The 22,360-nt window shown below is 58.2% G+C and carries 17 protein-coding genes; 13 read left to right on the top strand and 4 right to left on the bottom strand.

The window, feature by feature from the left end:
* Nucleotides 1–22 precede the first annotated feature (22 nt).
* The 3 genes from ACZ0A4_RS07655 to ACZ0A4_RS07665 all read left to right on the top strand — a co-directional run bounded on the left by ACZ0A4_RS07655 (nucleotide 23) and on the right by ACZ0A4_RS07665 (nucleotide 4,324).
* Nucleotides 23–634, top strand: coding sequence for a vWA domain-containing protein (locus tag ACZ0A4_RS07655; RefSeq protein WP_463577505.1), 612 nt, complete (start codon nucleotides 23–25; stop codon nucleotides 632–634).
* 174 nt (nucleotides 635–808) lie between these two features.
* Nucleotides 809–2,455, top strand: a complete 1,647-nt coding sequence (locus ACZ0A4_RS07660; protein ID WP_463573909.1) for a phospholipase D-like domain-containing protein — start codon at nucleotides 809–811, stop codon at nucleotides 2,453–2,455.
* Between the two features lie 309 nt (nucleotides 2,456–2,764).
* The gene (locus tag ACZ0A4_RS07665) at nucleotides 2,765–4,324 is read left to right on the top strand and encodes a TerC family protein (RefSeq protein ID WP_463573910.1); all 1,560 of its coding nucleotides are present in this window, start codon (nucleotides 2,765–2,767) and stop codon (nucleotides 4,322–4,324) included.
* 280 nt (nucleotides 4,325–4,604) lie between these two features.
* On the opposite strand, the gene ACZ0A4_RS07670 is transcribed toward ACZ0A4_RS07665, so the two are convergent.
* Nucleotides 4,605–5,033 (bottom strand): thioredoxin family protein, encoded by a 429-nt coding sequence (locus tag ACZ0A4_RS07670; protein ID WP_463573911.1) that lies wholly within the window; start codon nucleotides 5,031–5,033, stop codon nucleotides 4,605–4,607.
* A gap of 337 nt (nucleotides 5,034–5,370) precedes the next feature.
* Here ACZ0A4_RS07670 and ACZ0A4_RS07675 point away from each other — a divergent pair, with 337 nt between their 5' ends.
* The 8 genes from ACZ0A4_RS07675 to ACZ0A4_RS07710 all read left to right on the top strand — a co-directional run bounded on the left by ACZ0A4_RS07675 (nucleotide 5,371) and on the right by ACZ0A4_RS07710 (nucleotide 12,151).
* Nucleotides 5,371–6,219 (top strand): transporter substrate-binding domain-containing protein, encoded by an 849-nt coding sequence (locus ACZ0A4_RS07675; protein WP_463573913.1) that lies wholly within the window; start codon nucleotides 5,371–5,373, stop codon nucleotides 6,217–6,219.
* Between the two features lie 51 nt (nucleotides 6,220–6,270).
* The gene (locus ACZ0A4_RS07680; protein ID WP_038368362.1) at nucleotides 6,271–6,933 is read left to right on the top strand and encodes an amino acid ABC transporter permease; all 663 of its coding nucleotides are present in this window, start codon (nucleotides 6,271–6,273) and stop codon (nucleotides 6,931–6,933) included.
* Between the two features lie 9 nt (nucleotides 6,934–6,942).
* A complete protein-coding gene (locus ACZ0A4_RS07685; RefSeq protein ID WP_463573914.1) occupies nucleotides 6,943–7,605 on the top strand; it encodes an amino acid ABC transporter permease in 663 nt (220 codons plus the stop codon).
* Nucleotides 7,602–8,393 carry an amino acid ABC transporter ATP-binding protein gene (locus tag ACZ0A4_RS07690; protein WP_463557916.1) on the top strand — a complete coding sequence of 264 codons (792 nt, stop codon included), beginning with the start codon at nucleotides 7,602–7,604 and terminating at the stop codon, nucleotides 8,391–8,393. Before ACZ0A4_RS07685 ends, ACZ0A4_RS07690 begins: the two co-directional genes overlap by 4 nt.
* Before the next feature lie 30 nt (nucleotides 8,394–8,423).
* A complete protein-coding gene (locus ACZ0A4_RS07695; RefSeq protein WP_007912330.1) occupies nucleotides 8,424–8,813 on the top strand; it encodes a RidA family protein in 390 nt (129 codons plus the stop codon).
* A gap of 226 nt (nucleotides 8,814–9,039) precedes the next feature.
* Nucleotides 9,040–9,804: an IclR family transcriptional regulator gene (locus tag ACZ0A4_RS07700; protein ID WP_016984339.1), complete on the top strand. Its 765-nt coding sequence runs from the start codon at nucleotides 9,040–9,042 to the stop codon at nucleotides 9,802–9,804.
* A 39-nt stretch (nucleotides 9,805–9,843) separates the two neighbouring features.
* Nucleotides 9,844–11,058 (top strand): amino acid deaminase, encoded by a 1,215-nt coding sequence (locus ACZ0A4_RS07705; RefSeq protein WP_463573915.1) that lies wholly within the window; start codon nucleotides 9,844–9,846, stop codon nucleotides 11,056–11,058.
* A 157-nt stretch (nucleotides 11,059–11,215) separates the two neighbouring features.
* A complete protein-coding gene (locus ACZ0A4_RS07710; RefSeq protein WP_397483372.1) occupies nucleotides 11,216–12,151 on the top strand; it encodes a sugar kinase in 936 nt (311 codons plus the stop codon).
* Nucleotides 12,152–12,267: 116 nt separating this feature from the next.
* On the opposite strand, the gene ACZ0A4_RS07715 is transcribed toward ACZ0A4_RS07710, so the two are convergent.
* Together ACZ0A4_RS07715 and ACZ0A4_RS07720 are read right to left on the bottom strand one after the other, a co-directional pair.
* On the bottom strand, nucleotides 12,268–12,543 hold the full coding sequence (locus tag ACZ0A4_RS07715; protein WP_007912322.1) for a peptidylprolyl isomerase: 276 nt from the start codon (nucleotides 12,541–12,543) through the stop codon (nucleotides 12,268–12,270).
* 50 nt (nucleotides 12,544–12,593) lie between these two features.
* Nucleotides 12,594–15,164 (bottom strand): hybrid sensor histidine kinase/response regulator, encoded by a 2,571-nt coding sequence (locus ACZ0A4_RS07720; protein WP_463573917.1) that lies wholly within the window; start codon nucleotides 15,162–15,164, stop codon nucleotides 12,594–12,596.
* Between the two features lie 113 nt (nucleotides 15,165–15,277).
* On the opposite strand from ACZ0A4_RS07720, the gene ACZ0A4_RS07725 reads away from it, so the two are divergent.
* Together ACZ0A4_RS07725 and ACZ0A4_RS07730 are read left to right on the top strand one after the other, a co-directional pair.
* Entirely contained in the window at nucleotides 15,278–16,387 is a 1,110-nt protein-coding gene (locus ACZ0A4_RS07725) for a PilT/PilU family type 4a pilus ATPase (protein ID WP_463573918.1), read from the top strand.
* A 140-nt stretch (nucleotides 16,388–16,527) separates the two neighbouring features.
* A complete protein-coding gene (locus ACZ0A4_RS07730; RefSeq protein ID WP_463573920.1) occupies nucleotides 16,528–20,337 on the top strand; it encodes a hypothetical protein in 3,810 nt (1,269 codons plus the stop codon).
* A gap of 71 nt (nucleotides 20,338–20,408) precedes the next feature.
* On the opposite strand, the gene ACZ0A4_RS07735 is transcribed toward ACZ0A4_RS07730, so the two are convergent.
* A complete protein-coding gene (locus ACZ0A4_RS07735; RefSeq protein ID WP_463573921.1) occupies nucleotides 20,409–22,358 on the bottom strand; it encodes an acetoacetate--CoA ligase in 1,950 nt (649 codons plus the stop codon).
* Nucleotides 22,359–22,360 lie beyond the last annotated feature (2 nt).

The raw sequence follows: 22,360 nt of genomic DNA on the forward strand, positions 1-22,360 counted from the left end.
TGCCAGACCCCGCGCCGGACGGCTGGACAACGGACGCCAAGGCAAACGCCATGCCGCCCGCAGCGGCACGGTGAACTGGCCGGGCACTCTGCTCAATGGGCGTCCTCGGGTGCGGGAAGATCTGCTGTTTCAACTGCGCACACGCTCGCCGCATGAACTGTGGCTGGTCATCGTCGATGCCTCCGCTTCGACGCGACGCCATCACGCCTTGAACGACGCCAAAGGTTTACTCGCGCAGCTGTTCGATGACGCCTATCGCCAGCGCGCGCGCCTCGCATTGTTAACGGCCAGTGGCTCGGCGCCGAAATGGCAGGTGCAAGGGTTGAAGGCGTCGAGCGGCTTGCGCGTCTGGCTGGAAGCCTTGGGCGCTGGCGGCGGCACACCGTTGCTCGCGGCGCTGGTGCAGGCCGAGCATTGGCTGGCGGTGCGGCGCAAGCGTTTTCCTGCCGAGCAGCAACGACTGTTGGTGGTAACGGATGGGCGTTTGAAGCAGTGGTCAGGATTGCCGGCACTGGCGTGTCCGGGCTTGTTGGTCGATATCGAGCGTGGGCCGATTCGGTTGGGGCGGGCGCGGGATCTGGCTTCAGCGTTGAGTGCAGAGTATCGACATATCGATGAGCTGATTTCTCTCTGACGGTTTCTGGCGCCTGGTTAGCCGCCTTCGCGAGCAAGCTCGCTCCCACATGGGACTGCATTCGTCTGTGGGAGCGAGCTTGCTCGCGAAGGTATCGACTCGGTCTGGAGCCGAACGACCAAAATTTGCATCCCTGCTCTATGCTGCACCCAGCCCAATCACAAGGAGTGAGCGATGCGCGTACTGGTCAAAAATCCCGCGGACGATTTCCGCGTCAAAGCCTACGCCGGTGCCAACGGCGTGCTGCTGGCCATGGATCTGGCCGAGCCGCGACGCAAAGGGTTGTTGGGTTTCGCCATCGAAAAGCAGCAGGGCGCCAAACCCTGGTTGTTCCTGTTCAACAGCCTGACATTCCCTGGCAAGGCGCACACGTTTCCCCAGTTCCACGCCACACCGAGCGATACCGCGCCGCTGCAGAAATTTCGCTGGGCGGATTACGCGGTCAATCCGGGCATGACCCTCCACTATCGCGTGCACCTGGCCTACGGCACTGCCGATGCCGTGCAGTTGGGCGAGTCGCTGGAGCTGACGATCACTTCCGATGACGGTCACCCGAGCAACCAAAGCGTGATATTCAATCGAGCCGTTGCCGCCAGTCAGGCATTCCAGCGCAAGTTTCCCGACCTCGACGCGCAGATCAGCGCCAACAAAAACATGCCCATCGAAGCCTGGCCCGATGCGGCCCGTCAGTGGCTGGAGAACGGCTTGCTGGGGCGCTTGCTGGGTTTTATCGAGCGCGCCGTCGATGGCCAATGGGCGCTGGACATTGCCATCTACGAGTACCAGTTACAGGCGATCATCGATGCGGTGAACGCGGCATTCGCGCGGGGCGTGCAGGTGCGGGTGCTGTATCACGCCCGGCCGGATGACGAAGACACCACGATCAACGAAGCGAGCCTCGCGGCACTGCCTCCCGCGAGCAAGCGCGGGCGAGTGACCCATAACATTTTTCACAACAAATTCATGGTTCTCAGCCGCGTCGATGCCAGTGAGGAGCGTCAGCCTGAAGCGGTTCTGTGTGGCAGCACCAATTTCACCGCCAACGGCGTTTATCGTCAGGCCAACGTGGTGCATGTGCTGGACGACGAATCGGTTGCCGCCAGATACCTGCAAACGTTTGAGCTGATCTGGGCGCAGCCGGATGATATTGGCGCAACCCGTGACTGGGTGACCGAACACAACCCGATGAACCCGCAGCAGCCGCTTTTCGTCGGGTTTTCACCGCGTACTGGCGGAACTGATCTGCAGGCGTTCGAGAACATCATCCGCGCGGCAAAAAAGGACGTGCTGTTCGTCACGGCGTTTTCGCTGCCGGATGCGATTCTCAACGCGTTACTCGGCCAGCCCCACGACGACATTTTGCGTTATGGCCTGCAGAACACCGCAAGCCGCATCACCGGGTTTCACGCCGACCGCAGCGCCGAATTCGCCGCCACTGCGTTGCTCAATACCGGGCTGGAGGGCTGGTTGCGCGAAAACATGAAAGGTCAGAAAGGCAATCTGCTGGTGCACACCAAAGCGGTCGTCACCGACTTCACCACCGATACGCCGACCATCATCAGTGGCAGCCATAACCTCAGTGCTTCGGCCAGCAATGGCAACGATGAAAACTACCTGATCATTCGTGGCGACACCGATCTTGCCGACCGCTATGGTCTGGAATTGCTGCGGTTTTACGAGCATTACCGGTTTCGCTATTTCGCGAAGAAACTGGCGTTGAAGCAGGTGAGTCCTTTGGCGGCGGACAATAGTTGGACCCGTGATTACTACATCGAAGGGGATTTGCGGCAGTTGTCGCGGTTGCGTTTTGCCGGCCGCTGACACCCTACTGTAGGAGCTGCCGCAGGGGTATCTGGAGCGCTGTTACAGATTTTGAAATGATTTGCCGCTGTAGGAAATGTTCCCAAAGACTGTACGCTCCAAGGCCATTTTTCATTCAGGATCTACATGAACACCCTCTCGGAGCCTCCCAGTCGCACCTTCCCCTCGCGCCACGGCGCGGTCTTGACGCACTCGCAGCATCCAGTTTTCCGACACCCGACTATCGTAGATAACGCGGCCCCAGAGCCTTTGCGTTGCGCTTTGCCGTGTCCGGCAGCCTGAATCAACCGAGAGAGATAGAGACGTTTTATGGAATGGTTAGCGGATCCCACAGCCTGGTTGGGCTTGTTGACATTGATCGTGCTGGAACTGGTGCTGGGTATCGACAACCTGGTGTTCATCGCAATCCTCGCGGACAAACTGCCCCCGCATCAACGTGACCGTGCGCGGATTATCGGCCTGTCGCTGGCGCTGATCATGCGCCTTGGTCTGTTGGCGAGTATCTCCTGGCTGGTCACCCTCACGCAGCCGTTGTTCGAGGTGTTCGACAAGAGCTTCTCCGGCCGTGACCTGATCATGCTGTTCGGTGGTGTGTTCCTGTTGTTCAAGGCCACCATGGAATTGCACGAACGCCTTGAAGGCCACGTCGGTGAACGCACGACCAACGCCGCCTATGCCATGTTCTGGCCGATCGTCGCGCAGATTGTGGTGCTTGATGCGGTGTTCTCGCTCGATGCGGTGATCACGGCCGTGGGCATGGTCGATGAACTGGCGGTGATGATGATCGCGGTGATCATCTCGATTGGCTTGATGATCGTTGCCAGCAAGCCGCTGACGCGCTTCGTTAACGCACACCCGACGGTAATCATGCTGTGTCTGGGCTTCCTGATGATGATCGGTTTTGCCTTGACCGCCGAAGGTCTGGGCTTCCACATTCCGAAAGGCTATCTGTATGCCGCCATCGGCTTCTCGATTCTGATCGAGGTGTTCAACCAGATCGCCCGGGCCCGGCGCAAGCGCTCGATGCAAGGCCTGCGACCAATGCGCGAGCGTACGGCGCACGCGGTCATGCGTTTGCTGGGCGGGCGCAAACTGGCAGCGGAAGAAGTGGGCGAGGAGATTTCCGACCTGCTCGACGACGGTGACGCGCCAAGCGCGGAGCTGTTCGACCGTCGTGAGCGGGTAATGATCAGCGGCGTGCTGCAACTGGCCGAGCGCCCGATTCGCGGGCTGATGACCGTGCGCGCCGATGTCGACATGATTGATCTGGCCGATGATCGCGAGGCGATTCGTACCCGCATGATGCACTCGTCCTACTCGCGTCTGCCGTTGATTCGCAACGGTGCGGTGGATGAACCCTTGGGCTTCGTGCACAAGAAGGAACTGCTCAAGGAGTATCTGGCCGGCACTGAGCCGAATCTGGAACATCTGGCGCGCAAGACCCTCAACCTGCTCGACAGTTATTCGATTCTGAATGCGCTGGAGCAGATGCGTGCGGCTTCTACTCACATTGCTTTTGTGGTCAACGAATTCGGCGACTTCGTCGGGGTGTTGACCATGACAGACATCCTCGAATCGATTGCCGGTGAGTTGCCGGATGCCAGCGAAATCGAAGGCCCGGACGTGGTCGAGGAGCAGGGCGGGTTTATCGTCAGCGGTGCGTTGAACCTGGCGCGGGTACGCCAACGGACCGGGTTTGGCGCTGAACCCACCGAGGACTATCAGACCATGGCCGGGTTGGTGATGAGCCTGCTCGACCGCCTGCCGGTCATCGGTGATCGTCTGGAACTTGAAGGCTGGCAGATGACGGTCAAAGCGGTGGAAGAGCGGCGGGTGACGCGGGTGTTGTTGGTACGCGCTGCCGCGTAATACTTGAGTTCTCTACTAACTGTGCCGGCCTCTTCGCAAGCAGGCTCGCTCCCACTTTGGAACACGTTTCAAATGTGGGAGCGAGCCTGCTCGCGAATGCTTGGGTTCAGGCAGCGCAGTACTCACGGATGAAAAGTGTTACGAGGCAATGATGACGCGTCTTGATGATCTGGAGTTGATCGCGCTTTGCAAAGAGCGAGAAAACGACCCCACCATCAAGGTCTCGATAGATGACCTATGAGCTGGAGTTTTCTGAAAAGGCCTGGATTCACCCCGTTCATCACTGACTCCGCAGGCGCGCACGTCCGACAGTGCGCAAAGTACGAAGTCTCTGACGCAACCAAGACAGATCATGTGTTCGCTTGCGGGGCGCAGTGGGCGCTTTGGTCTTGCCGACATGCTCGGCGAAATCCCGTGCGAGGGTTTCCTCAGTGCCGATGCCTTTGAGTTTTTTTACCAGTCTGCCGTCCTTATAGAACAGCACGGTTGGCGTCCCGGTCACCAGCGGATGACGCGCAGTTTCGCTGGTCTTGAGCATGTAGATATTGGCGCGATGCCGGTATGGCTCGGCAGTCTGGCGAAAAATCGGACCGGCCCACTCGCAGGCGGGGCAATGTTCGTTGGCGAAATAAAGGATCACTGGGCGCCAGGTTTTCAGGGCTTTGCGGTAGGTGGGCGGCAAAGCAGCGAGAGGGATATTCGCGCTCATCAGAATCTCCGTTTCAGGTGTGCCTGTATCTCTTGACGGTAATCCAGCAAGCACCGTACGCCTACTGTCAGAGTTGACAGGTGTCACGCGCTTTGTTTTGTGTAAGGCGCCCTGAAATGTGGCGCGAATACCCGCCGCGTGTAGCCAACGGTAGCGTGTCGTCTTGGCGCCTTTCGTAACAGCGTCACTGTGCTTTTCTGCATCTCTTTGATTTCGAAAACATTTAGATCTTCTGCAGATTCTCATCCAGTCCTGTGGCACACTTTCTGCTGTCTATTCCGTAGTAACAAACCGTGTTCCGGTATAGCGGAATAAACACCATTCTGGAGTGCTTGCCATGCATCGCCGTCCTTCGTTGTTCAAAGCGTGTGTTTTCGTTCTTGCGGCTTCGTCCGCTGTCATGGGTATGGCCCAGGCAGCCGACAGCAAGCTCGACAATGTTCTGGCCCGTGGCAAATTGATTGTCGGCACCGGCAGTACCAATGCGCCGTGGCACTTTCAGGGCGCGGACGGCAAGTTGCAGGGCTTTGATATCGACATCGCCAGAATCGTCGCCAAGGGTCTGTTCAACGACCCGAGCAAAGTCGAGTTTGTGGTGCAGTCGTCCGATGCGCGGATTCCCAATCTGCTGACCGATAAGGTCGACATGAGCTGCCAGTTCATCACCGTTACCGCCAGCCGTGCGCAGCAAGTGGCATTCACGCTGCCGTACTACCGCGAAGGCGTCGGCCTGTTGCTGCCGAACAACAGCAAGTACAAGGAAATCGAAGATCTGCAAGCCGCCGGCGACAGCGTCACCGTGGCGGTGCTGCAAAACGTGTATGCCGAAGAACTGGTGCATCAGGCCCTACCCAAAGCCAAGGTTGATCAGTACGACAGCGTCGACCTGATGTATCAGGCGGTGAACTCCGGCCGCGCCGATGCCGCCGCCACTGACCAGTCTTCGGTCAAGTACCTGATGGTGCAGAATCCTGACCGCTACCGCAGCCCAAGCTATGCGTGGAGCCCGCAAACCTACGCGTGTGCGGTGAAACGCGGCGACCAGGACTGGCTGAACTTCGTGAACACCGCGTTGCATGAAGCCATGACCGGCGTTGAATTCCCGACTTATGCGGCGTCGTTCAAACAATGGTTTGGTGTAGATCTGCCGTCGCCTGCGATCGGTTTCCCTGTCGAATTCAAATGATCCCGTGAGAGTGGGGCGATTGCCGTCGCCCCGCTCAAGGTACTGCTGACCATGAACTATCAGTTGAACTTTGCCGCCGTGTGGCGCGATTTCGACACCTTGCTGGCGGGGCTCGGTCTGGGTCTCGAACTGGCACTGGTGTCGATCGCCATCGGCTGCGTGATCGGCCTGCTGATGGCCTTTGCCTTGCTCTCCAGGCATCGCGCCTTGCGGGTGCTGGCTTCGGTGTACGTCACGGTGGTGCGTAACACGCCGATTCTGGTGTTGATTCTGTTGATCTACTTTGCGCTGCCGAGTCTGGGGATTCGGCTGGACAAGATCCCTTCGTTCATCATCACGCTTTCGTTGTATGCCGGGGCATACCTGACCGAAGTGTTCCGTGGTGGTTTGCTGAGCATCCCCAAAGGGCAGCGTGAAGCCGGGTTGGCCATCGGCCTCGGCGAATGGCAGGTCAAGGCTTACGTCACCGTGCCGGTGATGCTGCGCAATGTGTTGCCGGCGTTGTCGAACAACTTCATTTCGCTGTTCAAGGACACCTCGCTGGCGGCCGCAATTGCGGTGCCGGAGCTGACCTATTACGCGCGCAAGATCAACGTCGAAAGCTACCGGGTGATCGAAACCTGGCTGGTGACCACGGCGTTGTATGTCGCGGCCTGTTACCTCATTGCCATGCTGCTGCGATACCTCGAGCAGCGTCTGGCGATTCGCCGATAGGAGGCTGCGATGTACGAATCTCCCAGTTGGTTAAATGAATTGTGGATTGCACGCGAGCCGCTTTGGCAGGGTTTTTTGACCAGTGTGCAAGTGTCGGCGCTGGCGATCCTGCTCGGTACGATGCTCGGCGTGGTCGCCGGTCTGGTGCTCACGTATGGCAAGTTCTGGATGCGCGCACCGTTTCGGTTTTACGTCGACCTGATTCGCGGTACGCCGGTATTTGTGCTGGTGCTGGCCTGTTTCTATATGGCGCCGGCACTCGGTTGGCAGATCAGCGCGTTTCAGGCCGGTGCCTTGGGTCTGACGCTGTTCTGCGGTTCGCACGTTGCCGAGATTGTCCGTGGTGCGCTGCAAGCCTTGCCGCGCGGGCAGATGGAAGCGAGCCAGGCCATCGGCCTGACGTTTTATCAATCCCTCGGCTACGTGCTGTTGCCTCAGGCTTTGCGGCAAATCCTGCCGACGTGGGTCAACTCGTCCACCGAAATCGTCAAGGCTTCGACCTTGCTCTCGGTGATCGGCGTCGCCGAATTGCTCCTCAGCACCCAACAGATCATCGCCCGAAACTTCATGACCCTGGAGTTCTACCTGTTCGCCGGTTTTCTGTTCTTCGTCATCAACTACGGCATCGAATTACTCGGCCGGCACATTGAAAAACGGGTGGCCCTGCCATGACTCAAGCTCAAGTTTCCCCACAGAATCAGGCGTTGCTGGACATCCGTGGCCTGCATAAACAGTACGGCGCAGTCGAAGTGCTCAAGGGTGTCGATCTGAGCATGCAGCGCGGCAACGTGGTGACGCTGATCGGCTCCAGCGGTTCGGGCAAGACCACGCTGCTGCGTTGCGTGAACATGCTCGAAGAGTTCCAGGGCGGACAGATCCTGCTTGACGGCGAATCCATCGGTTATGACGAGGTCAATGGCAAGCGCATCAGGCACGCGGAAAAAGTCATCGCCCGCCATCGTGCGATGACCGGCATGGCCTTCCAGCAATTCAATCTGTTCCCCCACCTGACCGCGTTGCAGAACGTCACCCTGGGCCTGCTCAAGGTGAAGAAGATGCACAAGGACGAAGCCGTGGTGCTCGCCGAAAAATGGCTTGAGCGCGTTGGCCTGCTGGAGCGGCGCAATCACTTTCCCGGTCAGTTGTCCGGAGGGCAGCAACAGCGCGTGGCCATTGCCCGGGCGATTGCGATGAACCCGAGTCTGATGCTGTTCGACGAAGTGACTTCGGCGCTCGACCCGGAGCTGGTCGGCGAAGTGCTCAACGTGATCAAGGGCCTGGCCGAAGACGGCATGACCATGCTGCTGGTGACCCACGAGATGCGTTTTGCCTTCGAGGTCTCGGACAAAATCGTTTTCATGAATCAGGGGCGAATCGAAGAGCAAGGGCCTCCCAAGGAGCTGTTCGAACGCCCGCAATCGCCGCGTCTGGCTGAGTTTCTCAAAAGCACGCGGTTTTAATCTTTCGTTTTGTAATCAGGAGAAACACCCATGAGCATTACGCGTTACGGCACCGGCAGCACCGCCGCTGGCGGCCAGCCCCGTCCCTTCGCTCGCGCCGTTGAAGCGGATGGCTGGCTGCATGTGTCCGGCCAGGTACCGGCGGTGGATGGCGAGATCATTGTCGGCGGCATCGTCGAGCAGACTCACCAGACCATGAAGAACCTGATTGCGATTCTCGAAGAGGCCGGTTATGGCCTGGAAGATGTCGTGCGAGCTGGCGTGTGGCTGGACGATCCGCGGGATTTCAGCAGTTTCAACAAGGTTTTCGGCGAGTACTTCAAGCCTGAACACGCACCGGCGCGGGCCTGTGTGCAGGCGAGCATGATGGTTGATTGCAAGGTCGAGATCGATTGCATCGCGTACAAGAAAAAGGCTTGAAAATTGCTGCGTTGCTTAGGCCGCAGCCCCTCACCCTAACCCTCTCCCAAGGGAGAGGGGACTGATCTGTATCGATGCAGGTTTTGGCGGCTGATCACAACATGTGCATCGATACAGTCAGGCGCCCTCTCCCTCTGGGAGAGGGCGGGGGGTGAGGGCAGCAATGTCACTGACACGGCACCAAGGGCCAGTTACCATCCGGCGACTTTGAATGGGAACCACTGAAATGACCGAAGACACCATCAAACGCCGGGCTCGCGGTCTGGACCGGGCGTTCGATATCCTCGATTTCCTCAAGGAAATCGGCCAGCCGCTGCGCCCGAATGATATTGCCAACGGCATCGGCAGCCCCAAATCCACGGTCTACGAACTGGTCGCTTCGCTGCTCGAACGACGGATTCTGGAACCGGTGGGCAAGGACGGTCACGTCTATCTCGGCCGGCAGTTGTACTTTCTCGGTCAGGCGCACTTGCGTCACTTCGATCTCAGCCGCGAGGCCGATCACGCCTTGCAGGAGATCGTCAGCCAGACCCATGAAACCGCGCAGATGTGCCTGCTCAACGGGCGCAAATACACGGTGGCACTGATGAAGGAGGGCGAGCGGCATTTCCGCATTTCCTCCGACATCGGCGAAAACGCGCCGATCCCGTGGACGGCTTCCGGACGCCTGTTGCTCGCACACCTGAGCGATCAGCAGATCATCGACCTGATCGACGAGGACGATTACATCCTGCCCGACGGCGAGCGTTTGCCTCTTGAGCGTTTTCTCGCGGAAATCCGTCAGGCGGGTATCGATGGATTCTTCTCTTTCGACAGTGTCGCCGACACCTTTACCCATTGCTTCGCTGCTCCGGTCAAAGACCGCAATGGCATCGCGATTTGCACCTTGTGCATCGTCGCTCCACGGGCCGATGCGAAGAACAATTACAACGACTATCGCCGGGTTCTGATCGAGAGCGCCAATAGCCTCGCCCGGCGCATCAACGAATAACTGCGGCTGCCTGCAGCCGCGAAAGTGAGGAGTTCGACCATGACGACTGCCATCAATACTGCTGTGGAAAAGGGCGACGCTGCCATTGGCGCGCACTTGGTACGCGACGTCAGCCTGCCGGCGCTGGTGCTGCACCGCGAAGCGCTGGAGCACAACATTCGCTGGATGCAGAAGTTTGTCAGCGACAGCGGTGCGGAACTCGCGCCCCACGGCAAGACCAGCATGACGCCAGCACTGTTCAAGCGACAGCTCGACGCGGGCGCGTGGGGCATTACCCTCGCCAGCGCCACCCAGACCCGTGCCGCTTATGCCCACGGCGTACGCCGCGTGCTGATGGCCAACCAATTGGTCGGCACACCGAACATGGCGCTGATTGCCGATCTGCTGGCCGATCCGACTTTCGATTTCTATTGCATGGTCGATCATCCGGACAACGTCGCCGATCTTGGCGCCTACTTCGCCTCGCGCGGCGTGAAACTCAACGTGATGATCGAGTACGGCGTGGTCGGCGGCCGTTGCGGTTGCCGCAGCGAGCAGGAAGTCATCGAGCTGGCCAAAGCGATCAACGCGCAACCGGCGCTGGCGCTGACCGGCATTGAAGGTTACGAAGGGGTGATTCACGGCGATCACGCGGTCAGCGGCATCCGTGAATTCGCCGCATCACTGGTGCGTCTGGCGGTGCAGTTGCAGGACAGCGGCGCTTTCGCCATCGCCAAACCGGTCATCACCGCCTCGGGTTCGGCGTGGTACGACCTGATTGCCGAATCGTTCGAAGCGCAGAATGCCGCCGGGCGTTTTCTCAGCGTGTTGCGTCCGGGCAGCTACGTGGCGCACGACCACGGCATCTACAAAGAAGCGCAGTGCTGCGTGCTCGACCGCCGCAGTGATCTGCACGAAGGTTTGCGCCCGGCGCTGGAAGTCTGGGCGCATGTGCAGTCGCTGCCGGAGCCGGGTTTTGCGGTGATCGCACTGGGCAAGCGTGATGTCGCCTTCGATGCCGGTTTGCCGGTGCCGTTGCTGCGTTACAAGGCGGGTGTGGTGCCAGCACTGGGCGAAGACATCGGCGCGTGCAAAGTCACGGCGGTGATGGATCAGCATGCGTTCATGACGGTGGCGCCGGGTGTGGAATTGCGCGTGGGCGACATCATTTCCTTCGGTACTTCGCACCCGTGCCTGACGTTCGACAAGTGGCGTGTGGGGTTGTTGGTGGATGAGCAGTTGTCGGTGATCGAGAGCATGGAGACTTGTTTCTAAGACTTCAGACCGAGTCGCGGCCAGTCGCTGGCAAGCCGGCTCCCACAGGGTTCAGTGTTGATTAAAAAATTTGTGAGCGACATGAATCCTTGTGGGAGCTGGCTTGCCAGCGATGAGGCCAGACCAGACACCCGCGCATCAACAGAGACAGCACAAGATGAACACCCTTAGCCCCCTGGGCCCGAACACCCCGCGCATCGCCCTGATTGGCGAATGCATGATCGAACTGCAGCAACGCGCCGACGGCAGCCTGCAGCAAAGCTTCGGCGGCGACACGCTGAACACCGCGGTGTATCTGTCCCGCGCGATGGGCGACAAGGCACAGGTCGATTACGTCACCGCACTGGGTGATGACAGTTTCAGCGACGCGATGTGCCAGATCTGGTCCGACGAAGGCATTGGCCTGGAAATGGTCCAGCGCTTGCCTGGGCGCCTGCCGGGCTTGTATTGCATTCAGACCGACGCCAGCGGCGAGCGTCGTTTCCTTTACTGGCGCAACGAAGCAGCGGTCCGCGACTGCTTCACCACGCCGGCCGCCGCGCCGATTCTGGCGGCGTTGCCGGATTATGATGTGCTGTATTTCAGCGGTATCACCCTCGCCGTGCTCGGTGCGTTGGGCCGGGAGAAACTGATTCAGACCCTGAACGAAGCGCGGCAGCGGGATGCGCGCATCGTCTTCGATAACAACTACCGGCCACGGTTGTGGGCTTCTGTAGACGACGCGCGAGCGGCGTATCGCAGCGTGTTGCCCTACGTCGATCTGGCGTTGCTGACGGTGGATGACGAACAGGCATTGTTCGGGTTTGCCGATTGCGCGCAGGTGTTTGCCGCTTACGCGCAGTTCGGCACGCCGGAAGTGGTGCTCAAACGTGGGGCAGAGGCGTGCCTGATTCGCTGTGATGGTGAGGCATTTGAAGTGCCGGCGCAGAAGGTCGCGAAGGTGGTGGACACCACGGCGGCGGGGGATTCGTTCAGTGCGGCGTATCTGGCCAGTCGATTGCTGGGGGGGAGTCCGGCAGAGGCTGCCGAGGCCGGGCACTTGCTGGCCAGCAAGGTGATTCAGGTGCCGGGGGCATTGATTCCCAGAACCTGAAATGCAACACCTGTAGGAGCTGCCGAAGGCTGCGATCTTTTGATCTTGATGTTAAAAAACAAGATCAAAAGATCGCAGCCTCGTTTCACTCGACAGCTCCTACAGGGCTGCGGTGTTTAATCGCGGTAAAACACCTGCACCAGGTGATACCCGAACTTGCTCTTGATCGGCCCATGCACGGTACGCAACGGCTTTTTGAAAATCACCGCATCAATTGCCCCGACCATCTGCCCCGGCCGCACTTCGCCCAGATCGCCGCCGCGTTTGCCGGACGGGCAGGTCGAAAATTTCTTCGCCAGCACATCGAATGCTTCACCCTTGGCGATGCGTTGTTTGAGTTGTTCGGCCTCTTCGGCGGTTTTCACCAGAATGTGGCGGGCTTGGGCTTTCATCGTGCGGTCCTGATAACGGGGTGACGGCGGGGCGCGGATTATGCCTCAAGTCACGGGGTTTGGCTGATCATCGTGCGGATCTTGCTGGCCAGCAGCTCAATGGCAAACGGCTTGGCGACCATGTCCATGCCGTCCTCGAGAAAACCCTGACGCTCGGCGGCTTTCTGCGCATAACCGGTCATGAACAACACCCTGAGGCCCGGCCGATGCTGACGGGCGATTTCCGCCAGTTGCCGGCCATTCATGCCGGGCAGCCCGACATCGGTGACCAGCAGATCCACGCGCAGATCGGATTCCAGCAGGGGCAGGGCGGTCTTGGCATCTTCGGCTTCGTAGGCCTGGTAACCCAGCTCTCGGAGCAGATCGAGCACCAGCATGCGCACTGCCGGGTCATCTTCGACGACCACCACGGTTTCGCCGGTCGCCGTCGACGACGGTTGTTCAACGGCCTCGACGGCTGGCCGTTCCGGTTCGACGCCATACAAGCGCGGCAAGTACAAGCGCACACACGTGCCCTGGCCCGGCAGGCTGTCGAGGCTGACGTGGCCACCCGATTGCTGGGCAAAACCATAAATCATCGACAGCCCCAACCCGGTGCCCTGGCCGATCGGCTTGGTGGTGAAGAACGGATCGAATGCCTTGGAGCGCACCGACGGCGTCATGCCGGTGCCGTTGTCGCTGACCGCCAGCATCAGGTAATCGCCGGCCTTGACCGGTTCCAGCGTGGTGATGTCACTGCCATCGAGATACACGTTGGCGGTTTCAATCACCAGTTCGCCGCCATCGGGCATCGCATCGCGGGCATTGATGACCAGATTGAGCAGGGCGTTTTCCAGTTGGCTGACGTCGGTGCTGACCGGCCATACATGCTCGGCCAAACGCAGGGTGAGTTCGATCGGATCGCCTTTGGTCCGACGGATCAGATCTTCCAGCGAATGCACCAGTTCATTGACGTTGAGGGTTTTGCGATCCAGCGATTGTCGTCGCGAAAACGCTAGCAGACGATGGGTCAGCGCCGCCGCTCGGTTGGCCGATGACACCGCCGCTTCGGTAAAACGACCAATCTCGTCGGCCCGGCCATTGGCAATGTAGCGCTGCATCAGATCGAGACTGCCGATGATCCCGGTGAGCATGTTGTTGAAGTCGTGGGCGATACCGCCAGTGAGCTGACCGACAGCTTCCATCTTCTGCGCGTGGCGCAACGCATCTTCGGCGCGCTCGCGTTCGAACATCTCGTTCTGCAAGCGCTGGTTGGCCTGGGCCAATTGTTCGGTGCGGGCGCTGACCCGCTCTTCGAGGGTTTCGTTGAGATTGCGCAAAGCCTCTTCGGTTTTCTTGCGCTCGGTTTCGTCAATTACAAAGATATAGAAACCATTGACGGCGCCGTCCGCGCCGTAGCGTGGCAGGTAATTCATCAGCGCGTGACGACTGCTGCCATCGCGATGCGGGGTGTACAGGCTGAATGAACACGGTCGGCCGGCCAGCGCCTCGGCAATGTACGGCAGGCGCAGGAAGTAGGCTTCTTCACCGATGACGTCGCGAATCGTGCGCCCGTAGAGTTCCTGCGGCGTGAGGCCGTACCAGTCGAGATAGGCCGCGTTGTTCAGGCGGAAGCGTTCTTCGCGGTCGACATAACTGATCAGGATCGGCATGGCGTTGATGATCAATTGCAGTTCGGTCTGGCTCTGGCGCAAAGCCTGTTCGGTGTGTTTACGTTCGGTCAGGTCCAGCGCCGCCCCGAGGAAACGCACGGGCCGGCCATGGTGATCCTTGTAGCAGCGCCCGCGCGCGAACACCCAGCGCACCTCGCCATCGCCTTGCTGCAAACGATATTCTTCAGCGTATTCGGTGCCGTAGGTGATGCAGTGTTTGATGCTGCGCGCGACCATCGCGCGGTCTTCAGGGTGCACGCCTTGCAAGTAATCGCTGATCGGCAACTGGCTGGCAAGACTGGGGTCGATGCCATGCAACTGGCTGGCAAGACTGGGGTCGATGCCATGCAACTGAGCGAAATGCGCATCGGCGATGAAGCGATCTTCGCCGATGTCCCAATCCCAGGTGCCGACGGCGTCGGTGGCGGCGAGGGCCAGTTGCAGGCGTTCTTCGGTTTCGCGTTGGGCCTTGAGGCTTTCCTCGGAGCGTCGCTGCAATTCCAGAGCGATGCGTCGGCGTTCGTTGGTTTCGATGGCGGTGACCAGAATTCCGGCGACTTGCGCGGTTTCATCGCGGATCGGGCTGTAGGTCAAATCCAGCCAGAAGTCCGACTCCTTGCCTTCGCGCTGCAGGGTGAAGCGTCTTTCACTGTAGCTGCGTACCTGGCCTTGTAGGACGGCGCTGTAAATCGGGTCGGTAAAGTCGCGAAGTTCCGGCCAGATCTGGTGCGCAGGCTGTCCGAAAGCGTGCGGATGCTTGTGGCCGGCGAGCAGGGCGAAGCCATTGTTGTAGATCTGCGTGAGTTGCGGCCCCCACAACAGCAGCATCGGCATCGGCGAGTGAATCACGATGTCCACCGCGGTACGCAGGCTCTGCGGCCAGCTGCCGGCAGCGCCCAGCGGGCCGCGGCTCCAGTCGGTGCGGGCGATCAGTGCCTGCGCGTCGTCGGTGTTCGGTGCAGCATTCATTACATCAGTCCTGAGCGTGGTTCGGTGAGGCGGCGTCTATCATTGTTGCAGTTGATCTGCGCCAGGCGCAGGCCATTGTCTGTTCATTGAATGCTTCGCGGGTGCTTTTTGCCATGGAAATCGATGCACTGTTGTCAGTTTTGTCCAATAAAAACGGTTCGGATCTGTTCCTCTCTACGGGCGCACCGCCGAGCGCACGCATCGACGGCGTGCTGACAGCGCTGAGCGAGAAGCCTTTCAAGATCGGTGAAACCGCCGCCATCGCCGCCTCCCTGATGGACGCCGAGCAACGACGGGAGTTCGACCGGGATCTGGAAATGAACCTGGCGATCTCCCGAACGGGCGTCGGGCGCTTTCGCGTAAACATCTTCAAACAGCGTAATGACGTATCGATCGTCATTCGTAACGTCAAACTCGATATACCGCGTTTCACCGATTTGAAACTACCAGCGGTACTGCTCGACACCGTCATGCTCAAGCAAGGACTGATCTTGTTCGTCGGTGCTACCGACTCCGGAAAATCGACCTCGCTGGCGGCATTGATCGACCACCGCAACCGCCATAGCACCGGGCACATCATCACCATTGAGGACCCGATCGAGTACATCCATCGCCACCAGCTATCGATCATCAATCAACGTGAAGTCGGGGTCGATACGCGCAGCTTCCACGCCGCTTTGAAAAACACCCTGCGTCAGGCGCCGGATGTGGTGCTGATCGGCGAAATCCGCGACCGGGAAACCATGGAACACGCCTTGGCGTTTGCCGATACCGGGCATTTGGTGTTGTCGACGTTGCATGCCACTAACGCCAATCAGGCGCTGGACCGGATCATCAATATGTTTCCGGAAGAGCGGCGGCCGCAGTTATTGCAGGTGCTGGGCAATAATTTGAAAGCCTTTGTTTCGCAGCGACTCGTACGCACCGTAGACGGCCAGCGAAGAGCGGCGGTCGAGGTGCTGCTGGGCACGCCAACCATCGCCGATCTGGTCCGGCGCGGTCAGTTCGAGGAGCTGAAACCGATAATGGAAAAATCCACCGAACTGGGGATGCAGACATTTGATGCAGCGCTATTCGCATTGGCCAATGAAGGTGTAATCAGTGCACAGGAAGCTTTGAAGAATGCAGACTCTGTCAATAATTTAAAGTTGCGGATGAAGCTGGCTGGTGACGTAGAAAACGGTCGTGATCTAAAATCTGGTGAGTGGGGATTAATGGATTAATCAGTGCGAACTTATTCGCGCTATTGTAACTGTGGCAACACTGCTTAATATTTTATATGTGGATTGGTCCTGTCGGAATCGGTAGAACGCTCATCGTGCTGAAGTTGTCGGCAAGTTCAACTTGATGAGGTGTTGCAGAGATGGATGAAACAAATAAAAGGGTTTTCAGGCCGGCTAATATCAATGTTGCCGAAGATGTGCAGAAGACCGCGGTGGATGCTATCGAGCGCCAAAGCGTTGTGGCCCAGATGGAGTTGGCACTGAATAAATATTCTGAGGGGGAGGTCGTCAAATGGAACGCCTATGAAGTGGAACTGCAGGAGGGCTCGTCGCTATACGAGTTGTATAATCCAGGGCGGATGCTTTTCAATCAGCTACTTGCCACAGGTCCGGTAATACATGCCCTTCATAGGGAGAGTGCGAGTGATCATAATGGTCTGATACGTGTTACAGCTAGCGGAGGTTTGGAAGTCCATGGAGACTCGGGCTGGGTCAACCTGTCAACTAAAGGATATTTTGATTTAAGTGCGCCGACAATTTCCACGTTGATCTTGATCGCGGGTTTGGCCGAAGCGACAAGCGGCTATATCTGGGCTGATCTGGATCTTCCGCTCGATCGATGGTTCAGGTTTCATGATCTGCCAGTTCCGCAAAACAAAGAACAGACGACTAACTTGATCAACTATTTCAAGTTCGATCCAGTCGTGGGCGCGTTGGGGAGCTATTGGGGCCAGCTTGATTCGGATGACCACTCTTTCTTTGCGTTATCTGCCGAACACTGTGAGGCCATTCGTTTGGCAACCCGGCAGCTACTCAGCCCCGGCGAGAAGCTGCTGGACGTGTTGCATAACAGGACAAGCCAGCCGGACATTACCTCCCAAAATGCTTCTGAGTGGATGAGCAAAGTAGTTGGCCATTCATTCAGTCTGGAGCTGGCGAGCGCCTACCTGGACAAGTTGCAGTGGTTCGGTTCACAGCCCGGCGAGACACCTTCGAAAGAGGATCTCGCTTCGCTATTGGTGACCGCAGTGTTGCTCGATATCCATCCTTCGATCGGAGCGACCCGGTCCCGAAAGGCAATCGGCGCTATGGAGCTTTATGCGCCGGGTCGTGTCAATCGTCACCCTTCAGTTCTCTGCAAGGAGCTGGAGTTGTTTCTCACCACCGAGCGATCGGTGACGCCTGCCATGGCGCCGGTCGCAGCGCATCTGTTGTTGGCGGGTATTGCTCCGGAGCTGCAGGTCAAGGGGATGCCATCTTCGCTGATGATGGGGTCGGTCGAATGGATGAGTTTTTGCTGTGCAGTCAAACTCGTGGATTCGGTAAGGCAGGGAGCATCACGTGTGCTGAACCATGCGCAAATCATCGCCTATGCCGAACTGGAACCCCTGAGCGAAGCGCATACGCAGATGCGTCAACTGGCAATGATCGATCCCATGGTCGATTGGGCTTTGATCAATGGCGTCGTGACTTCCGTTGAATTGGCAAGCAACGAAAAAGCAACGACAGAGCGGGCGATGTCGACTTTCCAGATGTTCGCGGACAATTTCGTTTCCCGTACCGGTACGCTTCCCAGTCGGCGCTTGATTGCAAAAAATGTGCTGGAGGATGCAGCACCACTGTGTGACTTTCTTGAGGACAAGGTGCTTTATCAGCGTCCGGGGCTGTTTGCTTCTCCGACGGCTACCTCGATGGTGGATTTGCACATGTCCGGTGACCTGGTGGGCGGAGATTGGGATCGGCGAGAAGTATTTCCTGACGTCGTTTATTCCCAAAACCCGGCTCTTCACGCCGGCGTCACCCAATACAAACCGACCAAATACCATGATCCCTCGGTAAAAAGCATTTACGACGAATTTCCCCGACTACGACGCCTGCGTTCAGTGAATGAAGAGCTTCATCGTCAAGTACGAACGTACGAGGAAAAACTCAATCGATCGTTGAACGCTACGGTGAAATATGCCATTTCCAATATGCCTGTAGAAGATCTACAGGCTTTTCTGAGCGGAAACGTCACGTTCTTTACTTTTCGCGATGACGCCAGTTATCTCCATACACAAAGTTTTTCCGCGCAGTTCATTCCCGGCTATAAATTGGAAAAGACCGTTGAAACCCGTGAGGTCAGAGATGCAGTAACCGGGCGCTTTGGGCTATTGATGTGCGTCAACAATGGCGATGAACTTATCGCCTATGAGTTGTTCACTTTGCGCGGCGAACTGAAAAAAAATATTTGGCTGGGGAAGTATCTGGCCCGGTCAGGCTTTTTTCAGACGCCTGCCAGACTTGATTTCAGCGGCGACCCTGCAGCGTTGGAAAGTCCCGTCATCAAAGAGCACTTGAGAATCGACCTGCACAAATACCTCCATGGTGATTCATCGAAGACCAAGGGTGACGGCAGGGCTATTCCGGAGAAGTTGGGTGAACTTGTTGCCGCCCCGAATCCGGTAAGAGTGGAGAAGAGCCCTTTCAAGAATTTTAGTAATCCGCAACTTTCCCGCTTGGCTGAATTCATTGTTACCCATCATCCCATTGTTAAATTCAGTGAGCTCTTGGCAGTGGTCTCTGAGCAGACCGCGCTTGAGAAGGAGCGCGAGAAGGGCGATAAAATCGCTACCTATATTGTCGATCTGGTTGTGCCGTTCAAGAAGTGCATCGAAGACATAACCAGTGGAGAACAGAATCGGGTTGTAGACGGTATATATGGTTGCATGATGGATGCTGTTTCCCTGGGAGGCGCATTCTATGGTGCGGGTGCCAAAGCGCTGAGCATATCGGCCAAGTCAATCTCGGCTGCGAACAAGGCCGCGCGCGTGGCAAAACTGGTGGTCACGTCATCCGTTTCACTTTTGAATCCGGTGGATGGTGTACCCACGGCACTTTATGGTGTCGGAAAGTTCGTCCATGGCGGCCTGTTGCGCTTCAGCCGATCCACGCTGGAGCTTTTAGAACTGGCGAGGGCTCAACTGGATACATTGCATGGCGTATCGAAAGGCGCGAACCTGATTCGCACAAGCGAACCTCTATTGACGGGGCATGGTACTTGGTATCCGAAAGGCAGCGGGGGGCGTTCCTCGGTAGTGTTTGCGATGCGCAGGCACTCACAATGGTATGCGCTTGACCGAGTGGGTAGGCCGTGGGGGCCGAAACTGGGCACTTTCAAACTCGCAGTTGCAGGCCGGTTGCCACGTGCGGTGAAGACTTCGTCTGCTACCTACACCCGGCTAATTGTTCCGCGGAGCCTGCCTCGTGTGCAGACAAAGATCGACAACGCACTCAATATAATGACGCAGCCGGCCTACAAGTCTCCACGCGAAAGTCTGATCAAATTACTGCTGGGAAATGATTCCTCAGCAGCGATAGGCACCACGGTAGACATATTGCGATTGATCAGGGCGGATTTCGCGGGCATGTCCATCAGCAACATTTTTCTTGATCCGCATAAAGATTCCAACTCCATCGCCGAGTTTGATCTGGATGCCTATAAAGAATGGAAGAAGGCCGGCAGTCGAACAAATCAAGCGTTTATCCAGATATCTGTACCCAATATCAATCGGCAATTCATTGCCAGTGGCTTTAATCACGATGTCATTGCGGATGGCTTGATTCATGAGCTGTTTCACGGGGTTGCGCAAAACAACGACGTCAGTTATGCGCTGGACGTCAAGGGTGATAAGGCTGTCGGGCAAAAGCTGGATGTAACTGCGTTGCTGAACCTCGCATTGGGTCGATTGGCCGTAGAAGGCTCCGACAATACCTTTCACCCAAGTTCAAAGGCATTTCAGAATGCAGACTCTCTGGCCGTGCTTACTTCACTGTTGAGTCAGATAGATGCAGATAAAAGTGTGTTCGACAGCAATATGCGGACAATGCTTGCAGCCATCGCCGCCAGTGGTGGCGGGGTCGTTGCAGGACCCGTAGTGATCAGGTTGAACACCACGCCCGACTCATGATCAGCTGATCCTGCTGGCACCCGGTGAATCCAGGTGCCTACGGAGAGTCGGGGATTCGTAACAGTCGATATTTACAGCTCCGGCCGATCCCGAAACTGCTCCAGCGCTTCGGGATTGGCCAATGCATCGGTGTTTTTCACCGGCCGCCCATGCACCACCTCCCGCACGGCCAGTTCCACGACCTTGCCGCTGATGGTGCGTGGAATGTCGGTCACTGCAACGATCTTCGCCGGTACATGCCTTGGGGTGGTATTGGCGCGGATCACCTGCCGGATACGCTGCTCCAGCGCCTCATCCAGTTCGATCCCTTCGCGCAACCTGACAAACAGCACAACCCGCACGTCGTCCTGCCACTGCTGACCGATGGCGACGCTGTCCAGCACTTCAGCGACTTTCTCGACCTGACGGTATATTTCGGCCGTGCCGATGCGCACGCCGCCGGGATTGAGCACGGCGTCCGAGCGCCCATGGATCAGCATCCCGCCATGGGGCCGTTGCTCGGCGTAATCGCCCTGTGCCCAGACACCGGGAAACAGGCTGAAATACGATTGCCGCAGTTTTGCTCCGTCCGGGTCATTCCACAGACCGATCGGCATCGCCGGGAAGTGCCGGGTGCAGACCAGTTCGCCTTTTTCGCCAATCACGGGTTGACCAGCGTCATTCCAGACCTCAACCGCCATGCCCAGGCTCTTGCCCATGTTCTCACCGCGTCGCACGGCGCTCATCGGGTTGCCATTGACGAAGCACGAGACGATATCCGTGCCGCCAGACATCGAGGCCAGACACACATCAGGTTTGAAGTCGCGATAGACGAAGTCATAGCTTTGCGGCGACAGCGCCGAACCGGTGCACAGCAGCGTCTTCAGGCTGCCCAGATCATGGCTTTCGCGGGGTTTGGCGCCACTGCTTTCCAGGGTGGCGAGGAACTTGGGGCTGGTGCCGAACACGCTGATGCGTTCATCGTCGATCAGCTCGAGCAAACGCTGGTTGTCCGGGTAAAACGGTGAACCGTCATACAGCACCACGGCGCTGCCGACCGCGAGCGCGGAGACCAGCCAGTTCCACATCATCCAGCCGCAGGTCGTGTAGTAAAACAATCGATCGCCAGGACCCAGATCGCAATGCAGGCCGTGTTCCTTGACGTGTTGCAGCAGCACGCCGCCGGTGCTGTGAACGATGCATTTCGGTACGCCAGTGGTGCCGCTGGAATACAGCACGTACAGCGGATGATGGAACGGCACCGGGACAAAAACCGGTTCACCGCCGGATTCATAGAAGTCATCCCACAGGGCCACTTCGGCGCGAGTCCGGTAAACCTCGACGTGGGTCTGCGGCTGCGCATAAGGCACGATGATCAACTGCCTCAGCGTTGGCAGTTGTTCGAGTATTCCGTTGATTTTGTCGGTCTGGTCGATGGTCTTGCCGGCATAGCGATAAGCGGCGCAGGTGATCAACACCTTGGGCTCAATTTGACCGAAGCGGTCGATTACGCCGTGGGTGCCGAAATCCGGCGAGGAGCACGACCAGATCGCGCCGAGGCTGGTAGTAGCGAGCATCGCGACCAGCGTCTGCCAGGTATTGGGCATGCACGCGGCGACGCGATCGCCGAGGCCAACCCCGGTGGCCTGCAAGCTCGCCTGAAAACCGGCGACATGCTCGGCGAGCTCGGCCCAGGTCAACTGCTCACGCTGGCCATTCTCCGCCACGCTTATTACCGCCACAGCATCGTCGCGACGACGCAGCAGGTGTTCGGCGAAGTTCAGCGTGGCGCCGGGAAACCACTCGGCGTCGGGCATTTGTGAGCCTTCGCGCAGCACGGCGTCGGACTGCGTGTGGAAGCGGATATCGAAGAAATCGACGATTGCCTGCCAGAACTCCGCGCGCTGCTCGACGCTCCATTGATGCAGGGCCGGGTAGTCGTCGAGTTTCAGGTGATGGCGTTGATTGGCCGCACGACGGAAAGCGTCCATGCGCGACTTGGCGATACGGTTGGCGTCGGGTTGCCAGAGGATGTCGGACATTG

The sequence above is a fragment of the Pseudomonas sp. AC172 genome (assembly GCF_979258595.1).

What these genes read in the sequence shown, in the direction of transcription:
- ACZ0A4_RS07720 (WP_463573917.1), bottom strand. Translation starts at nt 15,164, where the DNA reads ATGAATGCTGCACCGAACACCGACGACGCGCAGGCACTGATCGCCCGC.
- ACZ0A4_RS07725 (WP_463573918.1), top strand. Translation starts at nt 15,278, where the DNA reads ATGGAAATCGATGCACTGTTGTCAGTTTTGTCCAATAAAAACGGTTCG.
- ACZ0A4_RS07705 (WP_463573915.1), top strand. Translation starts at nt 9,844, where the DNA reads ATGACGACTGCCATCAATACTGCTGTGGAAAAGGGCGACGCTGCCATT.
- ACZ0A4_RS07685 (WP_463573914.1), top strand. Translation starts at nt 6,943, where the DNA reads ATGTACGAATCTCCCAGTTGGTTAAATGAATTGTGGATTGCACGCGAG.
- ACZ0A4_RS07715 (WP_007912322.1), bottom strand. Translation starts at nt 12,543, where the DNA reads ATGAAAGCCCAAGCCCGCCACATTCTGGTGAAAACCGCCGAAGAGGCC.
- ACZ0A4_RS07665 (WP_463573910.1), top strand. Translation starts at nt 2,765, where the DNA reads ATGGAATGGTTAGCGGATCCCACAGCCTGGTTGGGCTTGTTGACATTG.
- ACZ0A4_RS07670 (WP_463573911.1), bottom strand. Translation starts at nt 5,033, where the DNA reads ATGAGCGCGAATATCCCTCTCGCTGCTTTGCCGCCCACCTACCGCAAA.
- ACZ0A4_RS07695 (WP_007912330.1), top strand. Translation starts at nt 8,424, where the DNA reads ATGAGCATTACGCGTTACGGCACCGGCAGCACCGCCGCTGGCGGCCAG.
- ACZ0A4_RS07735 (WP_463573921.1), bottom strand. Translation starts at nt 22,358, where the DNA reads ATGTCCGACATCCTCTGGCAACCCGACGCCAACCGTATCGCCAAGTCG.
- ACZ0A4_RS07710 (WP_397483372.1), top strand. Translation starts at nt 11,216, where the DNA reads ATGAACACCCTTAGCCCCCTGGGCCCGAACACCCCGCGCATCGCCCTG.
- ACZ0A4_RS07730 (WP_463573920.1), top strand. Translation starts at nt 16,528, where the DNA reads ATGGATGAAACAAATAAAAGGGTTTTCAGGCCGGCTAATATCAATGTT.
- ACZ0A4_RS07675 (WP_463573913.1), top strand. Translation starts at nt 5,371, where the DNA reads ATGCATCGCCGTCCTTCGTTGTTCAAAGCGTGTGTTTTCGTTCTTGCG.
- ACZ0A4_RS07660 (WP_463573909.1), top strand. Translation starts at nt 809, where the DNA reads ATGCGCGTACTGGTCAAAAATCCCGCGGACGATTTCCGCGTCAAAGCC.
- ACZ0A4_RS07700 (WP_016984339.1), top strand. Translation starts at nt 9,040, where the DNA reads ATGACCGAAGACACCATCAAACGCCGGGCTCGCGGTCTGGACCGGGCG.
- ACZ0A4_RS07690 (WP_463557916.1), top strand. Translation starts at nt 7,602, where the DNA reads ATGACTCAAGCTCAAGTTTCCCCACAGAATCAGGCGTTGCTGGACATC.
- ACZ0A4_RS07680 (WP_038368362.1), top strand. Translation starts at nt 6,271, where the DNA reads ATGAACTATCAGTTGAACTTTGCCGCCGTGTGGCGCGATTTCGACACC.